Genomic DNA, 18,211 nt, shown 5'->3' on the forward strand with positions numbered 1-18,211 from the left:
ATTCTAAAGTTTTTTCTTTAAAATCTCATTAACTAATTGAGGATTTGCTTTTCCACCAGAAACTTTCATTACTTGACCTACAAAGAAACCAAATAATTTAACTTTACCTGATTTATATTCGGTAGCTTTGTCTCTGTTATCATCAATAACCTTGTCTATCAGTGCCTCAAGTGCTTTTGGATCACTCTCTTGTTTTAAACCTTTTTCTTCAACAATTTTCTGAGGATCTTTGTCACCTTCCATCATTTGTTCGAAAACTGTTTTTGCAATTTTTCCAGAAATTGTTCCGTCTTTAATTAAATTAATTAATTTTGATAAGTTGCCTGCGCTTATAGGGCTTTCAGTTATTTCTAAATTTTTTTCATTTAATGCTGCAAATAATTCACCAATTATCCAGTTTGTTGCAAGTTTTACATCAGACTTCTTAATTACATTTTCAAAGTAATTTGATGTTTCAATATCAGAAACTAAAATGTTTGCCTCATAAGGAGATAACTTGAATTTTTCTATAAATCTTTTTTTCTTTTCATCTGGTAGCTCTGGAATTTCTGATTTTAAGTTTTCAATAAAATCATCTGAAACTTCTAATGGCAATAAGTCTGGATCTGGAAAATATCTATAATCATGAGCATCTTCTTTTGATCTCATTGATCTAGTTTCATTCTTTTTAGTATCAAAAAGTCTTGTTTCTTGATCAATCGTTTGACCATCCTCAATTAAATCGACTTGTCTATTAGCTTCGAACTCAATTGCCAACTGCATGAATTTTATTGAGTTAACATTTTTGATCTCACATCGGGTTCCAAACCCTTTTGAACCTTTTTTTCTAACAGATACATTTACATCGGCTCTTAAAGATCCTTCTTGCATATTTCCATCACAGGTGCCTAAATATCTCATTATAGATCTTAATTTTTTAATATATGCATTTACTTCATCTGGGGATCTTAGGTCAGGTTTACTTACAATTTCCATTAAAGCCACACCTGATCTATTTAAATCTACAAAAGTATTTTTAGGATCTAAATCATGAATGCTTTTGCCGGCATCTTGCTCCAAGTGTAATCTTTCTATACCTACCTCTTTTTGACCATCTGGCATATCAAGTATTACTTTACCCTCACCTACAATTGGATCTTTGAATTGTGAGATTTGATATCCCTGAGGTAAGTCTGCATAAAAATAATTTTTTCTATCAAAGACAGATCTCTTATTGATTTTAGCTTTTAAACCAATTCCTGTTTTGATAGCTTGTTTTACGCAATACTCGTTTATTACTGGCAACATTCCAGGGAATGCTGCATCAACTAAACTTACTTGAGTATTTGGCTCAGCTCCAAATTTGGTTGCTGATGTGGAGAATAATTTCGACTGTGATGTAACTTGTGCATGAACTTCTAAACCAATGACAACTTCATATTGATTATCATGTCTATTAATTAGATATTCAGATTTGTTCTTACTCACTTTATCCACCAATCAGTAATATTATTTTTAAAATTAATTTTTTCTTCCATAGCATATGCAATGTTTAAAATATTTTGTTCATCAAAAGCTTTACCAATTATCTGTAATCCTAATGGATATCCTTTAGCATCATGGCCTGCGGGTATAGAAATTCCAGGTAAACCTGCTAAATTTACAGGTACAGTAAAAATATCATTTAAATACATTGAAACCGGATCATTTGTTTTTTCACCAATTTTAAACGCAGAACTTGGAGTAGATGGGGTTAGAATTGCATCAACTTTTTTATAAGCATCATCAAAATCATTTTTAATAAGTTTTCTTACTTTTTGAGCTTTAAGATAATAAGCATCATAATATCCAGAAGATAAAACATAGGTTCCAATCATTATTCTTCTTTGAACTTCAGCACCAAATCCTTCAGATCTAGTTTTTTCATACATATCAATAAGATTTTCCCCTTCTGCTCTAAAACCATATTTAACACCGTCGTATCTAGCCAAATTAGATGAAGCCTCTGCTGGTGCTACTATGTAATATGTTGGTAGTGCATAATTAGTATGAGGTAGAGATATATCGATAATCTCAGCACCACAATCTTTTGCATATTCAATACCTTTTTTCCATAGATCTTCTATTTCTTTAGGCATGTCATCTACTCTATATTCTTTGGGTATTCCTATTTTTTTACCTTTAATATCTTTTGTTAATTCTTTGCTGTACTTGTTTCTTTTAAAATCTATTGAAGTAGAATCTTTTTCATCATAAGTGCTAATAACTTCCTGCAACAATGCGCAATCTTTAACATTTTGTGCCATTGGACCAGCTTGATCTAGGGATGATGCAAATGCTACAATTCCGTATCTAGAGCAACTACCATAAGTAGGTTTTAATCCGACAGTTCCAGTAAATGAAGCAGGCTGTCTTATAGATCCACCTGTATCTGTTCCAATAGTTATTGGTGTTAATTGCGCTGCTACAGCAGACGACGATCCACCTGAAGAACCTCCTGGAACTAAATTCTTATCAATTGGGTTTTGTACATTACCAAAAAAACTAGTTTCATTAGATGAACCCATTGCAAATTCATCACAATTTAATTTTCCCATTAGGATAGCTCCATCATTCCAAATGTTTTGTGTGACTGTTGACTCGTAAGTTGGAACAAAGTTATTTAAAATCTTACTACCCGCCGTAGTTCTTAAATCTCTTGTACAAAATAAATCTTTTACAGCCATTGGAATACCCGGTAATTTCAAATCAAGATTAGGTTTTTCATCAAACTTTTTTGCTTTATTTAAAGCATTTGCATAATCTTCAGTTATATATGCATTTAATTCTTTTGATTTTTCTGATCTTTCAACAAATGCTTTAGTAACTTCACTTGAGGAAAGTTTTTTACCTTTTATATTTTCTACTAACTCAGATAATGATTGTTTAGTTATATCTGACATTATTCAATTACCTTTGGTACTACAAAATAATCTTCATTTTCCTTAGGAGAATTTTTTATTACTTGATCTCTTAAATTTTTACTTTTTACTTCATCTGACCTTAGTTTTAGAGTTGTTTCAGCAACAGAAGTTAATGGTTCAACATTGTCAGTTTTTAATTCGTTAAGTTTTTCAATAAAATCGAAAATTGAATTTAAATCTCCTGCAAGTTTTTCTGCTTTTTTCTCATCTACAGAAATTCTTGATAGTTTAGATATGTGCTTTATTGTTTTAAGATCGATGCTCATATGGTATTTAAATATGTCGCAAACTATCACTTAAGTTTAAAATATACAATATGATCACTATTGAAGAATTCAAAAAAAAAACAGTCTGAAACCTCTAGATTGATTGGTTTAGATCTTGGTTCAAAAAGAATCGGTGTATCAATTTGTGATGAAAAACAGTCAATAGCCACACCTTTTAAAACGATCAATAAAACCAATAATGATGATCTAATCAACGAATTAAAAAAAATAATAGAGGAAAACAATATTAAAGGAATTATCATTGGATATCCAATTAACATGGATGGTTCATTAGGTCCTTCTGCTCAATCAGTAAGTGATGTATCTAAAAATATAGACCAAAATATTGATGTAGAAGTTTGCTTATGGGATGAAAGACTTTCAACTGTTGGGGCATTTAATCTATCCAGTCAGCTTGATATTAATGTCTCTAAGCGTGAAAAAAACATAGATCAAAATGCAGCTGCATTTATTCTTCAAGGAGCTATAGATTATTTAAATAATTAATCCTTGCCATTTAGGAGCTTTATAGCTATAGAGTTAATTTTAATGGCAATTAAAACCAATAAAGCTGTTAAAATCTCACAAAAACATCTGTTAGGTATCCAAGATTTATCAGTTAATGATATTAATTATATCCTGGATGAGTCAGAAGCTTTCATAAAATTGAATCAGAGTAAAAATAAAAAAATTGATGTGTTAAGAGGTAAAACACAAATAAATTTATTCTTTGAGCCATCAACTAGAACTCAAAGCTCATTTGAACTTGCTGGAAAAAGACTTGGTGCAGACGTCATGTCAATGAATATGGGTAACTCTGCAATTAAGAAAGGTGAAACTTTGATTGATACGGCAATGACCTTGAATGCAATGCATCCTGATATAATTGTGATCAGACATCAAGACTCTGGTGCATGTAATCTATTATCTCAAAAAGTTAATTGTGTCGTATTAAATGCTGGTGATGGTAGACGCGAACACCCTACCCAAGCATTATTAGATGCATTAACAATTAGAAATCGAAAAAAAAAAATTCAAGGATTAAAAATAGCAATATGTGGAGACATACTTCATTCGAGAGTTGCTAGATCAAATATTTATCTTCTTACAATGTTGGGAGCAGAGGTAAATATAGTCGCACCATCCAATCTTATGCCAAAAGAAATTGAAAAGTTTGGTGTTAACACTTTTACTGATATGAAAAAGGGTCTCAAAGATTGTGATATTGTGATGATGCTTAGATTACAAAATGAAAGAATGACCAGTTCATATCTTTCATCAAATAGAGAATACTATGAATATTATGGATTAACGCCAGATAAACTTGATCACGCAAAGTCAGATGCTTTAATTATGCATCCTGGTCCAATGAATAGAGGAATAGAGATTGATACAAGATTAGCAGATGACATAAACAAAAGTGTAATTAAGGAACAAGTTGAATTAGGTGTTGCTGTAAGAATGGCATGTTTAAAAATATTTTGTGAATAAATGAAAAAACAATACTTTATAAATGCAAACATTATAGACCCTCATAATTCCATAAACGAAAATGGTGGATTAATAATTGGCGAAGACGGAAAGATAGAAGCAATAGGAAAAAAGGTAAATACAAATAATTTACCAACTAGAGAAAAACCTACTGACTTAAAAGGTAAATATATATTTCCTGGTATAGTAGATATGAGAGTTTTTGTAGGCGAGCCAGGATATGAATATAAAGAAAATTTTAGGACTTTAAGTAATGCAGCATTGTCTGGAGGAGTAACTTCCGTCGTAACCATGCCTAATACAGATCCAATTATAGATAATGTATCAATTGTAGATTTTTTAAAAAGAAGAGGACGTGATAAGTCTAGAATAAATATCTTTCCTTGCGCTTCATTAACTCAAAACACTGATGGCACCAATATGACTGAATTCGGTTTGCTAGCTAAAAAAGGAATTATTGCATTTACCGACGGAGTAAAAACCATTCAAAATACTAGACTTATGTCTAGAATTATGAATTCAGCTAAAGATTTGGGATGTCTTATAATGCAACATGCTGAAGATTATAATTTAGCTAAAAATGGCATGATTAATTCCGGTATTATTGCAACAAAACTAGGCTTATCAAGCATACCAGATATTGCTGAAAGAATTATAATTGAAAGAGATCTTACTCTCTTAGAAAAAACTAAATGTCGATATCATATATCTCAACTATCAGCAGGAAAATCTGTAGATATAATTAAGGAACGTAAACAAAATGTTAAATTTACTTGCGGTGTATCAATAAATAATCTTTCATTAAATGAAAATGATATTGGAGATTTTAGAACATTTTTAAAATTATCACCTCCACTGAGAAGAGAAGAAGATCGAGAAGCTTTAGTTCAAGGATTAAAAGATAAAACTATTGATGTAATTGTTTCTGACCATAAACCTGAAGATGAAGAATCTAAAAGATTAACTTTTGCACAAGCTGCAACTGGTGCATCTGGTATTGAAACATTGTTATCCTTAAGTTTAGAATTATTTCACAATGGATCTGTAAAACTTGAAACCATAATTCAAGCTTTAACATCTAACCCAGCAAAAATATTAAATATAAACAAAGGAAATCTGTCTATTGGTAATGATGCTGATTTTTGTATAGTAGATATCAATAAACCATGGATTGTAAAAAAAGAAAATTTAATCTCTAAATCTAAAAATACTTCAATTGAAGATAAGAAACTTCAAGGAAAAGTAACCAATACATTTGTAAAAGGTATAGAATTATTTAAAATATAAAAATGGAACTTTTTATAATAGGTATAATCTCATACCTAATGGGATCAATTCCTTTTGGATTAATTTTAACTAAAGTATTTTTAAAAAAAGATATTAGAGAAATCGGTTCAGGTAATATTGGCGCAACAAATGCTTTAAGAACTGGTAACAAGTTAATTGGTTATTCAACACTAATACTTGATGTGTTAAAGGCAGTAATACCTGTTTTATACGTTAAAATTAATTTTACTGATGCAGTATATATATCAGCTTTATGTGCTTTTATAGGTCATGTGTTTCCAGTATGGTTAAAATTTAAAGGTGGTAAAGGTGTAGCTACATATGTTGGGATACTTTTTTCTTTAAATATTATTTTTGGATTAGTGTTTGGTATTTGTTGGTTAATAATTTTTTTTATTTCTAAATATTCATCTTTATCTTCCTTGATAGGATCACTTTCTACACCTGTTTATATTTTAATTTTTGAGGGTTCTGAAAATGTATTTTTTTACGTAATAATGTTTATTTTAATATTTTTTACCCACAGAGAAAATATTAAACGCTTGAAAAATAAAGAAGAAACTAAGACAAAAATTTATTAATTTGACTATCAAACTCTTTTGAGTAGTTTGTTATTTTATGAATCTAGTCATAGTTGAAAGCCCTGCTAAAGCGAAAACAATTAATAAATATTTAGGTGATAACTATACCGTTTTAGCTAGCTATGGTCATATTAGAGATCTTCCTTCAAAAAATGGATCAGTTGATCCTGATCAAAATTTTAAAATGGAATGGGAAGTTGATAGCTTTTCAAAAAAATATTTAAAAGAAATTACTGATGCTGCGAAAGATTCTTCAAAAATAATTCTTGCTACCGACCCAGACCGTGAGGGCGAAGCAATAGCATGGCATGTAAAAGAATATTTAGATGAAAAAAAACTTTTAAAGGATAAAGAAATTGAACGTGTGGTTTTTAACGAAATAACAAAAAAAGCTGTGACACATGGTATTGAAAATCCAAGACAGATAGAGCCCTTATTAGTCGATGCATACATGGCTAGAAGAGCACTAGATTATTTGGTGGGATTTAATATATCACCAATACTTTGGACTAAGTTACCTGGTTCAAAATCAGCAGGCAGAGTTCAATCTGTTGCACTAAAATTAATTACTGAAAGAGAACATGAAATTGAATTATTCAAACATGAAGAGTTTTGGACTTTAAGTATTAATTTTCAGGATAAAAACAAAAACAAAATTACAGCAAGTATTTCTCAACTTGATGGAGAAAAAATTGAAAAATTCTCATTTAAAAATAAAGAGGAAATTGAAAAGGCAATTTCAAATATTAAGACCAAAAAATTTAGCATAACTGATATTTCCTCAAAAGTTGTTAGCAGAAATCCCTCGGGACCCTTTACTACTTCAACACTTCAGCAAGTTGCTTCTAGTAGATTGGGTTTTGGTGCATCAAGAACAATGCAAATAGCACAAAAACTTTATCAAGGAATAGAAATTGAGGGAGATACAGTTGGATTAATTACTTATATGAGAACTGATGGAACTAATTTATCAGCTGATGCTGTCTCTGATATTAGAAATTTTATTAAAAAAGAATATGGAAATGAATACTTGCCAGAAAATGTAAATAATTACTCAGGGAAAAAAGCAAAAAATGCTCAGGAAGCGCATGAAGCAATAAGACCAACTGATATTAATAGAAATCCAGATTCTGTTAAAAAGTATTTAAGTTCTGATCAGCAAAAATTATATTCTTTAATTTGGTCTAGAGCTCTGTCGTCTCAAATGGAAACAGCAAAATTTGATAGAAATACTATAACGATTGAGTCTGAAGACGGTAAAACTATATGTAAATCAAGCGGATCAGTTTTGAAATTTGATGGATTTTTAAAAGTTTATTCAAATCAAAGCAAAGATGATGATGAGCAAATTTTACCTGAGATGTCAAAAGGACCAATTAATATAGAAGCTCTTATTGATGAACAACATTTTACACAGCCTCCCCCACGTTACTCTGAGGCGAGTTTGGTTAAAAAATTAGAAGAGTTAGGAATTGGAAGGCCTTCAACTTATGCAAGTATCATTTCAACAATAGCAAATAGAGGTTATGCAGAAATAGTTAGTAAAAGATTTTTTCCAACTGATAGAGGTAAATTAATTTCTGCGTTTTTAGAAAAATTATTTTCAAAGTATGTGGATTATAACTTTACAGCTGGACTAGAGGATCAGCTAGATGACATAACTTCTGGAAAAGAAAGTTGGTTAAAAGTCTTAGAAATGTTTTGGAAAGATTTTAATAGTAATGTTTCAGAGGTAAAAGAAAAAAGAACTAGAGAGGTTTTAGATCTTTTAAATGAAAGTTTGGGAGCATTGATATTTGACACTGATAAAGAAGGAAAGATAGTTAGAAAATGTCAGTTATGTGACACAGGTTCTCTTAGTTTAAAAAATAGTTTTAGAGGAGGTGCGTTTATTGGATGTTCAAACTATCCAGAATGTAAATTTACAAGACCACTATCAAAAGCTAAAGCGGCTGCTCAATCACAACTCGCTGAACCAAAATTTCTTGGAAAACATGAAAATGGAAATGATATTTTTCTAAAAAATGGAAGATTTGGTCCTTATCTCCAGTATGAGAAAATTCTGGAGGAGAATATTGAAAAAGAAAAACCTAAAAAAAGAAAAAAAACTAAGAAAAAGAAACCTGAGGTAAATGAACTATTAAAAAATGTATCTATACCAAAAGGTATTGAATTAGAAAGTATTGATTTAGATAAAGCAAAATTTTTATGTTCGCTTCCTAAATCATTAGGCATTAATCCAGAAAATCAAAAAGAAATCACTTTAAACACTGGTAGATTTGGACCATATTTAAAATGTGAAAATAAATCCGCTAGAATAGAAAATGTCGAAGAAATTTTCTCTATAGGATTAAATAGAGCTATTACGCTCATAGCTGAAGCAAAACCTGGAAGGATGTCTTCTTCAATTATAAAAGATTTAGGGGAGCATCCTGAAGATAAAAAGCCAGTCCGAATCATGAAAGGTCAATATGGACCATACATTAAATACAAATCTCTAAATGCAACAATTCCAGAGGAAAAAGACCCAGTAGAGCTAACAATGGAAGAGGCTCTTATACTAATTGAGAAAAGAAGAGAATACGATAAAAATAAAAAATCTAAAAAAAAGAAAAAATGAAAATAATTAATATCATAATTACAGTTTTATTCATTTATTTATTTAGCTATACATTTTCATCTGCTGAGGATTGTTCAAAATATGACAAATTAAGTAAAGATTATGCAAAATGTACATCTGATAAATTAAAGAAAGAAACCTCACAAAAAGCAGAGGAAATAAAATCTAAAACTGCAAAAAAGATAGAAGAAGGTAAAAAAAAATTAAAAAACTTTAATTTAAAAGATAAGCTAAATAAATTTAAAAATAGTAAAACGCATAAGGAGTTTTCTGAAAAATAGAATGGATTATGAAAAAAAAATTAAAGAATTAAAAATTAATCTTCCAGAGGCAAAACCACCTGTTGGTTCTTATGTTGCAACAAAAATTGTTGGCAATTTACTTTATATTTCAGGACAAATTTCTATTTTGGAAAATGGTGAATTAATAAAAGGAAAAATTGGAAAAGATCTATCTGTAGATGACGGCTACAAAGCAGCTGAAAGATGCGGTTTAAGTATTATATCTCAAGCAAAAGTAGCTTGTAATGGAGATCTTTCTAAGATTAAATCGTGCGTAAAATTAACAGGTTTTGTCAATTCAATTGATAACTTTACAGAACAACCAAAAGTAATCAATGGTGCTTCAGATTTAATTGCATCAGTTTTTGGTGAGGCCGGAATGCATACTAGAGCAGCAGTAAGCACCAATAGCTTGCCTCTTGGAGTCTCTGTTGAAGTTGATGCTATTTTTGAGTTAAACTAAATTATCTTCCAATACCGAAATATTTCAAACCTAACTTTTTAATTTTATTTGGTGAATAAATATTTCTCATATCGAAAATAATAAGTTTTTTATTTTTAGAAAATTTTTTGAAATTAATTGATTTAAAATCATTCCATTCAGTATGTATAATTACAATATCTGATCCTTTTATTGATTCCTTTATTGAATTAGAAAATTCGACATTTTTTAATTTTTTAAATTCTTTTTTTGATCCAGTCGGATCATAATATTTAATTTTAGCACCTTTTTTGGATAAAAAAGGTATTAATTTTAGGCTAGATGAGTCTCTCATATCATCTGTATTTGCTTTAAAAGTTACACCTAAAAAAGATACAACTTTATTTTTAATTTTATTTTTTAAAATTAAATTTATTCTTTTAGATAATAAGTCAGACCTTTTGTTGTTTGATTTAATAACACTTTTTATAATTGATAAGTTGGTTTTAAATTTTTCAGCAGTAGAAACTATGGCTTTAGTATCTTTTGGAAAACAAGATCCACCATATGAAGGGCCGGCTCTTAAAAATCTGCTACCAATTCTTTTATCAAGCCCAATGCCAATTGAGATATCTTCAACATCAATACCCGTTTTTTCACATAAATTTGCAATCTCATTTATAAAGGTAATTTTCGTTGCTAGGAAAGCATTTGAGGCATATTTGATTAATTCAGCAGCTCTTCTTTTTGTGGAAATAAATTTTGCACCTTTAGAAATTAATGGTGAATATAAATTTTTTAGTATTTTTTGAGATTTATCATCATCAGATCCTACTACTATTCTGTCAGGATAGATAAAATCCCTAATAGCCTCACCTTCTCTTAAAAATTCAGGATTAGAAACTACTGAAAAATATTTTTTATTTACTTTTTTTGATATAATTTTTTCAAGTTCATCACCTGTAGTAACAGGTACTGTAGATTTGTTTATTATAATTTTAAATTTATTTATAGATTTTGATATTTCATTTCCGGCCGCATATACTTGACTTAAATCGGCACTATTACCATTTTTTTTTGTTGGGGTCCCTACACAGATAAATATGATATCTGATTTTCTTACAGAGTCTTTTATATTTGTTGAGAAATTTAATCTTTTATTCTTATAATTTTTTAAAACTAACTCTTCTAGACCTGGTTCATAAATTGGTATTATGCCATTTTTCAAATTATTAATTTTATTAATATCTTTATCAACACATATTACATCATTACCTAAATCTGAAAAACAAACTCCACTGACTAGACCAACATAACCAGTGCCAATCATGCATAATTTCATATCTTACCTATTTCTTTTGAGGAGTTGATATAGCCACTCATTGTTCCACAATCAAGATACTTACCTTCAAAATTATGAGCTATGAATTTTTCTTTATCATTAATTAATAGTTGTATTGCATCAGTGATATGTATCTCTTTACCTTTACCAGGTTTAAGAGATTTTATTTTTTTAAAAATTGTGCGCGGTAATATATATCTTCCAATAACAGCATTGTTAGATGGTGCTTTTTTTACTGATGGTTTTTCAACTACACCATCTATAACATAATTTCTTTTATTTAATTTTTTATTAATTTTATATATTCCCCATCTTGAGACATTATTTTTTTTTACTTTCATAGATGCCATAACTGAAGCTTGATATTTTTTATGAACCTTAATCATTGACTTAGAACAATTTTTTCTAATTATTAAATCATCTGGTAACAACATTAAAAAATATTTATTCTTAATATATTTTTCTGTCTTAAGGACAGCATCACCTGTGCCCTTTGGAATATTTTGAAAAACAAACTTAATTTTATTCTTATATTTAAGTATTTTTTTATATTCATTAATTATTCTAGGATCTTTTTTTTTTTTAATAATATTTTTATAAAACTGATCACTATAAAAATATTTTTTAATCATTAATTTTTTAGTAGAGATAATAAACACAATCTCTTTAATACCTGCATCAATACATTCATCTATAATATATTCAACTCCAGGTCTTCCATTAATGGGTAAAAGCTCTTTAGCAAAAACACTTGTTAAAGGTAGTAACCTAGTTCCAAGTCCAGCTAAAGGAATAATTGCTTGTTTAATCATTTAAATGTTTTACTTATTAAATATTTTTATACAAATGAAAATTTTATTAAACAATACGACATTATTTGAATCATTAAGGCCATTTAATGACCTAGGTTTTGTTCCTACTATGGGTGGAATACATAAAGGTCATTTATCATTAATAAATAAATCAAATAAACTTTGTAAAAAAACAATTGTAAGTATTTTTGTTAATCCAAAACAATTTAATAACAAAAAAGATTTAAATTCCTATCCACGAAATATCAAGAAAGATTTAAAAATTCTTAAAAAAAGCAAAAAAGTTGATTTTGTTTATCTTCCTAAATTTAAAGACATATACAAAGATAAAAAAAAATCAAAAATTACATTGCTAAAAAAAGATAAAATTTTGTGTGCTAAATTTAGAAAAGGTCATTTTGAAGGTGTTTTAGATGTAATGAGTAAACTAACTAAAATTGTTAAACCTAAGAAGATATTTATGGGAGAAAAAGATTTTCAACAACTATATTTGGTAAAAAATGAATTGGAAAAAAAATATAAAACTAAGGTTATTCCTTGCAAAACAGTTCGAGATAAGGATAATGTGGCTCTCTCATCAAGAAATCTTCTTTTAAATAAATCTAATTTAATCATCGCAGCAAAGATTTATGAAACACTAGTAGATATTAAAAAAAATACTAAAAATAAGAAAAATATTCCAAGCTTTTTAAATCTTAAAAAAAAAGAATTAAAAAATAATTATAAAATTAAAATTGATTATTTAGAGCTAAGAAACATAAAAAACCTAAAACTTTCAAATACAAAAAATAATTCAAGATTGTTTATTGCTTATTATTTAAAAAACGTCAGATTAATTGATAACCTGTAATTTTATAAAAAATATGCTCCTACACCTAAAAAAGAAACAAAACCTATTACATCTGTAATTGTTGTCACAAAAACACTTGAAGCAATTGCTGGGTCGATGTTCATTTTTTTTAAAGTAAAAGGAACTAGTATTCCAAATAATCCAGCTATTATCATTGTTAGTACCATTGATATTGCGATTATTAATGAAAGGATGCTGTCTTGAAACCATATCTGTACAATTAATGCACTTATTGCTGCAAATATAATCCCATTTAAAATACCAATAGAAAATTCTTTAAATACATTAGATGAGAAATTATTTTGAGTTAAATCATTTGTAGCTATAGTTCTTACTGTAACTGCAAGTGTTTGCATTCCAGCATTTCCACCCATTGAGGCTACGATAGGCATTAAAAAAGCTAATACCACCATTTGTTCAATTGTTGCTCCAAATAAACTAATACACCATGTTGCTAGAAAGGCAGTAAATAAATTAAGTAAAAGCCAATTGAATCTTCTCTTTGTTTTTTTTACTACACCATCAGTAATCTCTTCATCTCCTACCCCTGCTAATCTTAAAGCATCTTCCTCAGCTTCCTCTTTCAAGACTGTTAAAACATCATCGTTCATAATCATGCCAACTAATTTATTATTTTTGTCTACAACAGCAGCGGAATTTAAATTATAATTTTCAAATAAGTTGGCAACTTCCTCTTTATCCATTTCAACAGGAATTAATAATTGAGATTCTGACATAATTGTTGCCATTTTAGTATCTCGAGGTGTTGTTAAAACTCTAGAGGAAGGAACAGTTCCTATTGGTTTAAAATCTTCATTAACAATAAAAATTTCTAAAAACTCTTCTGGTAAATCTTTGTTTTCTCTTAAATAGTCAATTGTTTGACCTACAGACCAATTACTTGGTATGGCTGTAAATTCACGCTGCATAAGTCTAGCAGCAGTATCCTCTGGATAACTTAAACTTTCTAGTAGAGCAAATCTATCTTTAGGGGGTAAAGAGCTAAGGATTGCATTTTTATCCTCTTCAGGAACATTTTCCAATATAGATATAGCATCGTCTGACTCTAAGCCTTTTAGAATACTTACTATAGATTCTGAAGATAAAAAGGTAATAATTTCTGATTGAATAGACTCGTTTAATTCAACAAAAACCTCCGGATCAATATTGAAATTATTTAGTTTAATTAAACTTTCTCTATCCCCTTCGCTAAGGTGTTCGATAATATCTGCAGCATCAGCAGGGTGCATTTCGTTAAATGAATTGGTAATAAATTGAGCATCATTGTTAGCTATTTTGCTAGTAACAACTCTTATATATTCTTTATTAAACTCAAAATTTACTTTTTTATCTTTAGTTTTTTTAGTTAAAGACATAAATCTACCTATAATTTAGATTTGCACTATTAATACATAATAAAGATAATACAAATTATAAATGAACATAGAGATCAAAAAGTCAATAAAACCAGTAAATTATTTTGATGCTATTAATATACTAGAGTCAAGATTAAAGGATTTATATGAAAATAATGAGCAAGAATTAATTTGGACTTTGGAGCATAATGAAGTTTTTACAGCAGGAACTTCTTATAAAGAGAATGAGATTATTGATAAATCCATTAATATATTAGAAACGAATAGAGGTGGTAAAATTACTTACCATGGACCAGGTCAATTAATTTGTTATTTTGTTTTAGATTTAAGGAAAAAAAAAGATATCAGAAAATTTATAACAACTATTGAAAAAACAATAATTCAAACTTTAAAATTTTATAAAATAGAAACTTTTCCAGATAAAGATAATATCGGTATATGGTATAAATATAATAATGAAGTTAAAAAAATTGCTGCAATAGGTATTAGAGTTAGCAAATGGATTGCCTATCATGGTTTTGCAATAAATATAAATAATGATCTAGAAAATTATAAAAAAATTATACCATGTGGTATTTCAGATAAAGGAGTAACTAATTTAAAAAATATTTTAGATCAGGATTACTCAAATCTAAGTGATATATTAATTAAAAATTTTATTTCAAATTTGAAAATCTAAGTCTTTTAGATTTTAAAAGTTTTTTAAAATAATCAGGTAACAATGCTGAATAAGTATGTTTTATGTCATTAATTTTAAATTTAATTTGATATGAATGTAACATTAAATTTTTATTAATTCCTTTATTGGAATTTGATAATTTATATTTTGTATCTCCAAATATAGGATTTCCAATTCCATATAATTGTTTTCTTAACTGATGTTTTCGTCCAGTAATAGGTTTTAATTCTAATAAACTTGCATCAGAATTTTTATCAATAACTGTAAAAATTGTTTTTGCTCTTTCAATTATTTTTTTATCGCCGTCATACCTAATTAAATCATCATCCCATACACCTGATTTTTTATTAATTTCACCTTGGCAAATCGCTAAATAAGTTTTGTGTACTTTTCTCAGTCTAAATAAAGAAGTAAGCAATTGAGCGCTCTCTCTGTTTTTGGCCATTATAAAAACTCCAGAAGTATCTTTATCTAATCTATGAACAGAATATGGTTTTGTTCCTTCAAAAATTTCACTTTTAGCAAAAATATCAACTAGATTTTTTTTTGATTTAGTTCCACCTTGCACTGATATGCCTGATGCTTTGTTTAAAACAACAAAATTGTCATTGTTGTCAATAATTTGATCTTCATTTGATTTTATAATTTCTTTTGATGGTAAAAACTTAATTTTTTTTTGTTGAATTGTTTCCTTAAATTCAATGTTGAATATATTTATTTCATCTTTTGTTTTTACTTTAAAAGAGCTTTTGACTTTTTTTCTATTGAGTTTTATTTTTCCTGTCCTTAAGTATTTCTCAACAAGGCCTTGTGGAATTTTACCAATTTTTAATCTTAACCATCTGTCCAAACGCATATCATTACACGTTGAATCAACGATGTAAGATTTCTTCATGATTTAAGATTTAAGCTGTAGCTTGTTTTTTCTCTTCCGTTTTAGGAGATTCTTTAGTTGTGTCTTTTTTTGGTTTATCAACTCTCTTGGCTTCAACGTCTCTATCAACAAATTCAATTATTGCCATTGGAGCATTATCTCCATATCTAAATCCAGCTTTAATTATTCTTGTGTAACCACCTTTTCTATCTTGATATCTTTTAGAAAGTGTTTTTTTAACTTTGTTAGCTGATTTAATATCTTGAAGTTTAGAAACTAACATTTTGGTTGTCTGCAGAGTTTCTTTTTTACCTAATGTTATTATTTTATCCGCTTGAGGTTTTAAAAATTTTGCTTTTGGCAAAGTAGTTTTAATCTGCTCATACTTAATCAAAGAATTGAGCATGTTTTTAAGCAGAGCCTTTCTGTGCTCTGATGTTCTATTTAACCTCTTATTTGCCAAACCATGTCTCATTAAATTGCTTCCTCCAATTTCTTAGACATTTCTGCAATATTGTCTGGTGGCCAGTTAGGAATTTCCATTCCTAAATATAGAGACATACCTGTTAAAACTTCTTTAATTTCATTTAATGATTTTCTTCCAAAATTGGGTGTTCTCAACATTTCACCTTCAGATTTTTGAACTAGGTCCCCGATATAAATAATATTATCATTTTTTAGGCAGTTCATTGATCTAACTGATAATTCTAATTCATCTACTTTTCTTAGTAAGTTTTTGTTAAATTCGGGTTCAGTAGAAACTTCTTTTACAGGAGCTTCAACTGGCTCATCAAAGTTTACAAACATTTTAAGTTGATCTTGGAAAATTCTAGCTGAATAAGCTACAGCATCTTCAGCAGAAATTGATCCATCAGTTTCAACTTCCATTATTAATTTATCATAATCTAATGCTTTTCCTTCTCTAGCAGTACTTACTGAATATGAAACTTTTTTAACTGGACTATAGAGTGAGTCTATAGCAATAAGACCTAATGGCGGCTCTTCAGGTTTATTTAACTCTGCAGGAACATATCCTTTACCTGTATTAACATTCATCTCCATATGAAAAGTAGTATTTTCATCTAGATTACAAATAACTAAATCAGGATTTAAAATCTCAACATCTGCAACTGGAGCTATATCTGAAGCTTTAATTTCTCCAGGTCCTTTTGCGTCTAAAATTAATTTTTTTGTGCCTTCAGAATTGCTTTTCAAAGCTAAAGATTTTACGTTTAAAACAATATCGGTCACATCTTCTCTAACACCTTTTATTGAGGTGAATTCGTGTAAAACTCCATCAATTTGAATGGATGTTACAGCAGCACCTCTTATAGATGACAATAAAATCCTTCTTAGAGAATTTCCTAAAGTTAATCCATAACCTTTTTCTAGAGGTTCAGCTACAATTTTTGCATGAGTTAAGTCATCACTTATTTGAACATCTAATTTAGATGGTTTTATTAATGACTTCCAATTTTTTACATTAACATTTTCGACTTCCATTAAACTCTCCTTTTTTTTGGTGGTCTAGTTCCGTTATGAGGCATAGGCGTAGTGTCTTTGATTGACAAAATCTTAAATCCTCTAGCTTGCAATGCTCTTAAAGCTGTTTCTCTTCCTGATCCAGGTCCTTTGACTTCAACGGATAATGTTTTCATTCCGTACTCAAGAGCTTTCGAAGCTGCAGCATCAGCTGCTATCTGTGCAGCGTAAGGTGTAGATTTTCTTGATCCCTTAAAACCTTTTTGTCCAGCAGATGCCCAGGAAACTACATTTCCATTTGTATCAGCAATAGATATAATAGTATTGTTAAATGTTGATTGCACATATGCAATTCCATTTAAAATATTTTTTTTAACTTTCTTTTTTTTTGAATAAGAACTTTTTACACTTTTCTTAGAAGACTTTTCTAACTTCTGATCTTTATTCTCAACTTTATCAGTTTTAGCCATTACTATTTTTTAGTTGGTGTTAATTTTTTTCCAGCAATAGCGATTGCTTTACCTTTTCTCGTCCTAGCATTACATCTAGTTCTTTGTCCTCTAACAGGTAATTTTTTTCTATGTCTTGTTCCTCTGTAACAAGCTAGATCAATTAATCTTTTTATACTTAATGAATAATCTCTTCTTAAATCACCTTCAACTTTAAAGTTTTGATCAATGTACTCTCTAATTTTTAAAATCTCTTCATCTGTTAATTCATTTACTCTTTTAGCTGTTGGAATTTCTAAAGATGAACAAATTTGCTGAGAGAATTTATCACCTATTCCATAAATATAAGTTAAACCTATGTGAACGAGTTTATTTTGTGGAATGTTTATACCTGCGATACGAGCCATAATTTTTGTGATAAATTGTGACTTTTATATAAGAAGATTAATCAAAGTCAA

At 28.8% G+C, this 18,211-nt stretch carries 20 protein-coding genes; 9 read left to right on the forward strand and 11 right to left on the reverse strand.

Annotated elements, in window-relative coordinates:
* Positions 1–3: 3 nt before the first annotated feature.
* Genes gatB through gatC form a run of 3 tightly spaced genes read right to left on the reverse strand, consistent with a single transcriptional unit; the run spans position 4 to position 3,208 of the window.
* Entirely contained in the window at positions 4–1,467 is a 1,464-nt protein-coding gene (gatB, locus tag AMO08_RS03440) for an Asp-tRNA(Asn)/Glu-tRNA(Gln) amidotransferase subunit GatB (protein WP_075485281.1), read from the reverse strand.
* Positions 1,464–2,921, reverse strand: a complete 1,458-nt coding sequence (gene gatA / locus AMO08_RS03445) for an Asp-tRNA(Asn)/Glu-tRNA(Gln) amidotransferase subunit GatA (RefSeq protein ID WP_075485194.1) — start codon at positions 2,919–2,921, stop codon at positions 1,464–1,466. The genes gatB and gatA overlap by 4 nt, the downstream gene beginning before the upstream one ends.
* On the reverse strand, positions 2,921–3,208 hold the full coding sequence (gatC, locus tag AMO08_RS03450; RefSeq protein WP_075485199.1) for an Asp-tRNA(Asn)/Glu-tRNA(Gln) amidotransferase subunit GatC: 288 nt from the start codon (positions 3,206–3,208) through the stop codon (positions 2,921–2,923). The genes gatA and gatC overlap by 1 nt, the downstream gene beginning before the upstream one ends.
* Positions 3,209–3,268: 60 nt before the next feature.
* Here gatC and ruvX point away from each other — a divergent pair, with 60 nt between their 5' ends.
* Genes ruvX through AMO08_RS03485 form a run of 7 tightly spaced genes read left to right on the forward strand, consistent with a single transcriptional unit; the run spans position 3,269 to position 9,931 of the window.
* Positions 3,269–3,715: a Holliday junction resolvase RuvX gene (gene ruvX, locus AMO08_RS03455; RefSeq protein WP_075485202.1), complete on the forward strand. Its 447-nt coding sequence runs from the start codon at positions 3,269–3,271 to the stop codon at positions 3,713–3,715.
* Positions 3,716–3,757: 42 nt separating this feature from the next.
* Complete coding sequence (locus AMO08_RS03460; protein WP_075485284.1) at positions 3,758–4,699, forward strand: aspartate carbamoyltransferase catalytic subunit; 942 nt, start codon at positions 3,758–3,760, stop codon at positions 4,697–4,699.
* Positions 4,700–5,986 (forward strand): dihydroorotase, encoded by a 1,287-nt coding sequence (gene pyrC / locus AMO08_RS03465; RefSeq protein WP_075485205.1) that lies wholly within the window; start codon positions 4,700–4,702, stop codon positions 5,984–5,986.
* 2 nt (positions 5,987–5,988) lie between these two features.
* A complete protein-coding gene (gene plsY, locus AMO08_RS03470) occupies positions 5,989–6,567 on the forward strand; it encodes a glycerol-3-phosphate 1-O-acyltransferase PlsY (RefSeq protein ID WP_075485207.1) in 579 nt (192 codons plus the stop codon).
* A 37-nt stretch (positions 6,568–6,604) separates the two neighbouring features.
* Entirely contained in the window at positions 6,605–9,187 is a 2,583-nt protein-coding gene (gene topA, locus AMO08_RS03475; protein ID WP_075485210.1) for a type I DNA topoisomerase, read from the forward strand.
* A complete protein-coding gene (locus tag AMO08_RS03480) occupies positions 9,184–9,468 on the forward strand; it encodes a hypothetical protein (protein WP_075485211.1) in 285 nt (94 codons plus the stop codon). Before topA ends, AMO08_RS03480 begins: the two co-directional genes overlap by 4 nt.
* A 1-nt stretch (position 9,469) precedes the next feature.
* Positions 9,470–9,931: a RidA family protein gene (locus tag AMO08_RS03485; protein WP_075485213.1), complete on the forward strand. Its 462-nt coding sequence runs from the start codon at positions 9,470–9,472 to the stop codon at positions 9,929–9,931.
* Position 9,932: 1 nt separating this feature from the next.
* Here AMO08_RS03485 and AMO08_RS03490 read toward each other — a convergent pair whose 3' ends face one another.
* Positions 9,933–11,231: a UDP-glucose dehydrogenase family protein gene (locus tag AMO08_RS03490; RefSeq protein WP_075485216.1), complete on the reverse strand. Its 1,299-nt coding sequence runs from the start codon at positions 11,229–11,231 to the stop codon at positions 9,933–9,935.
* Positions 11,228–12,043 carry a sugar phosphate nucleotidyltransferase gene (locus AMO08_RS03495; RefSeq protein ID WP_075485219.1) on the reverse strand — a complete coding sequence of 272 codons (816 nt, stop codon included), beginning with the start codon at positions 12,041–12,043 and terminating at the stop codon, positions 11,228–11,230. The genes AMO08_RS03490 and AMO08_RS03495 overlap by 4 nt, the downstream gene beginning before the upstream one ends.
* A 4-nt stretch (positions 12,044–12,047) precedes the next feature.
* Between AMO08_RS03495 and panC the strand changes: the two genes are divergently transcribed.
* Complete coding sequence (panC, locus tag AMO08_RS03500) at positions 12,048–12,893, forward strand: pantoate--beta-alanine ligase (RefSeq protein ID WP_082255018.1); 846 nt, start codon at positions 12,048–12,050, stop codon at positions 12,891–12,893.
* Positions 12,894–12,895: 2 nt separating this feature from the next.
* Here panC and mgtE read toward each other — a convergent pair whose 3' ends face one another.
* Complete coding sequence (gene mgtE / locus AMO08_RS03505; protein ID WP_075485225.1) at positions 12,896–14,269, reverse strand: magnesium transporter; 1,374 nt, start codon at positions 14,267–14,269, stop codon at positions 12,896–12,898.
* A gap of 61 nt (positions 14,270–14,330) precedes the next feature.
* Between mgtE and lipB the strand changes: the two genes are divergently transcribed.
* Entirely contained in the window at positions 14,331–14,948 is a 618-nt protein-coding gene (gene lipB / locus AMO08_RS03510) for a lipoyl(octanoyl) transferase LipB (protein WP_075485227.1), read from the forward strand.
* On the opposite strand, the gene AMO08_RS03515 is transcribed toward lipB, so the two are convergent.
* From AMO08_RS03515 to rpsM, 5 genes are read right to left on the reverse strand one after another with little or no spacing between them, the layout of a single operon-like run.
* Positions 14,926–15,843 (reverse strand): RluA family pseudouridine synthase, encoded by a 918-nt coding sequence (locus AMO08_RS03515; protein WP_075485230.1) that lies wholly within the window; start codon positions 15,841–15,843, stop codon positions 14,926–14,928. The genes lipB and AMO08_RS03515 overlap by 23 nt on opposite strands.
* A 10-nt stretch (positions 15,844–15,853) precedes the next feature.
* A complete protein-coding gene (rplQ, locus tag AMO08_RS03520; protein ID WP_075485232.1) occupies positions 15,854–16,297 on the reverse strand; it encodes a 50S ribosomal protein L17 in 444 nt (147 codons plus the stop codon).
* A complete protein-coding gene (locus AMO08_RS03525) occupies positions 16,297–17,325 on the reverse strand; it encodes a DNA-directed RNA polymerase subunit alpha (protein ID WP_075485234.1) in 1,029 nt (342 codons plus the stop codon). The genes rplQ and AMO08_RS03525 overlap by 1 nt, the downstream gene beginning before the upstream one ends.
* A complete protein-coding gene (rpsK, locus tag AMO08_RS03530; protein ID WP_075485236.1) occupies positions 17,325–17,774 on the reverse strand; it encodes a 30S ribosomal protein S11 in 450 nt (149 codons plus the stop codon). The genes AMO08_RS03525 and rpsK overlap by 1 nt, the downstream gene beginning before the upstream one ends.
* A 2-nt stretch (positions 17,775–17,776) precedes the next feature.
* Positions 17,777–18,160 (reverse strand): 30S ribosomal protein S13, encoded by a 384-nt coding sequence (gene rpsM, locus AMO08_RS03535; protein ID WP_075485238.1) that lies wholly within the window; start codon positions 18,158–18,160, stop codon positions 17,777–17,779.
* Between the last annotated feature and the right edge of the window lie 51 nt (positions 18,161–18,211).

This window comes from Candidatus Pelagibacter communis (genome assembly GCF_001180205.1).
GTDB lineage: Bacteria > Pseudomonadota > Alphaproteobacteria > Pelagibacterales > Pelagibacteraceae > Pelagibacter > Pelagibacter ubique_O.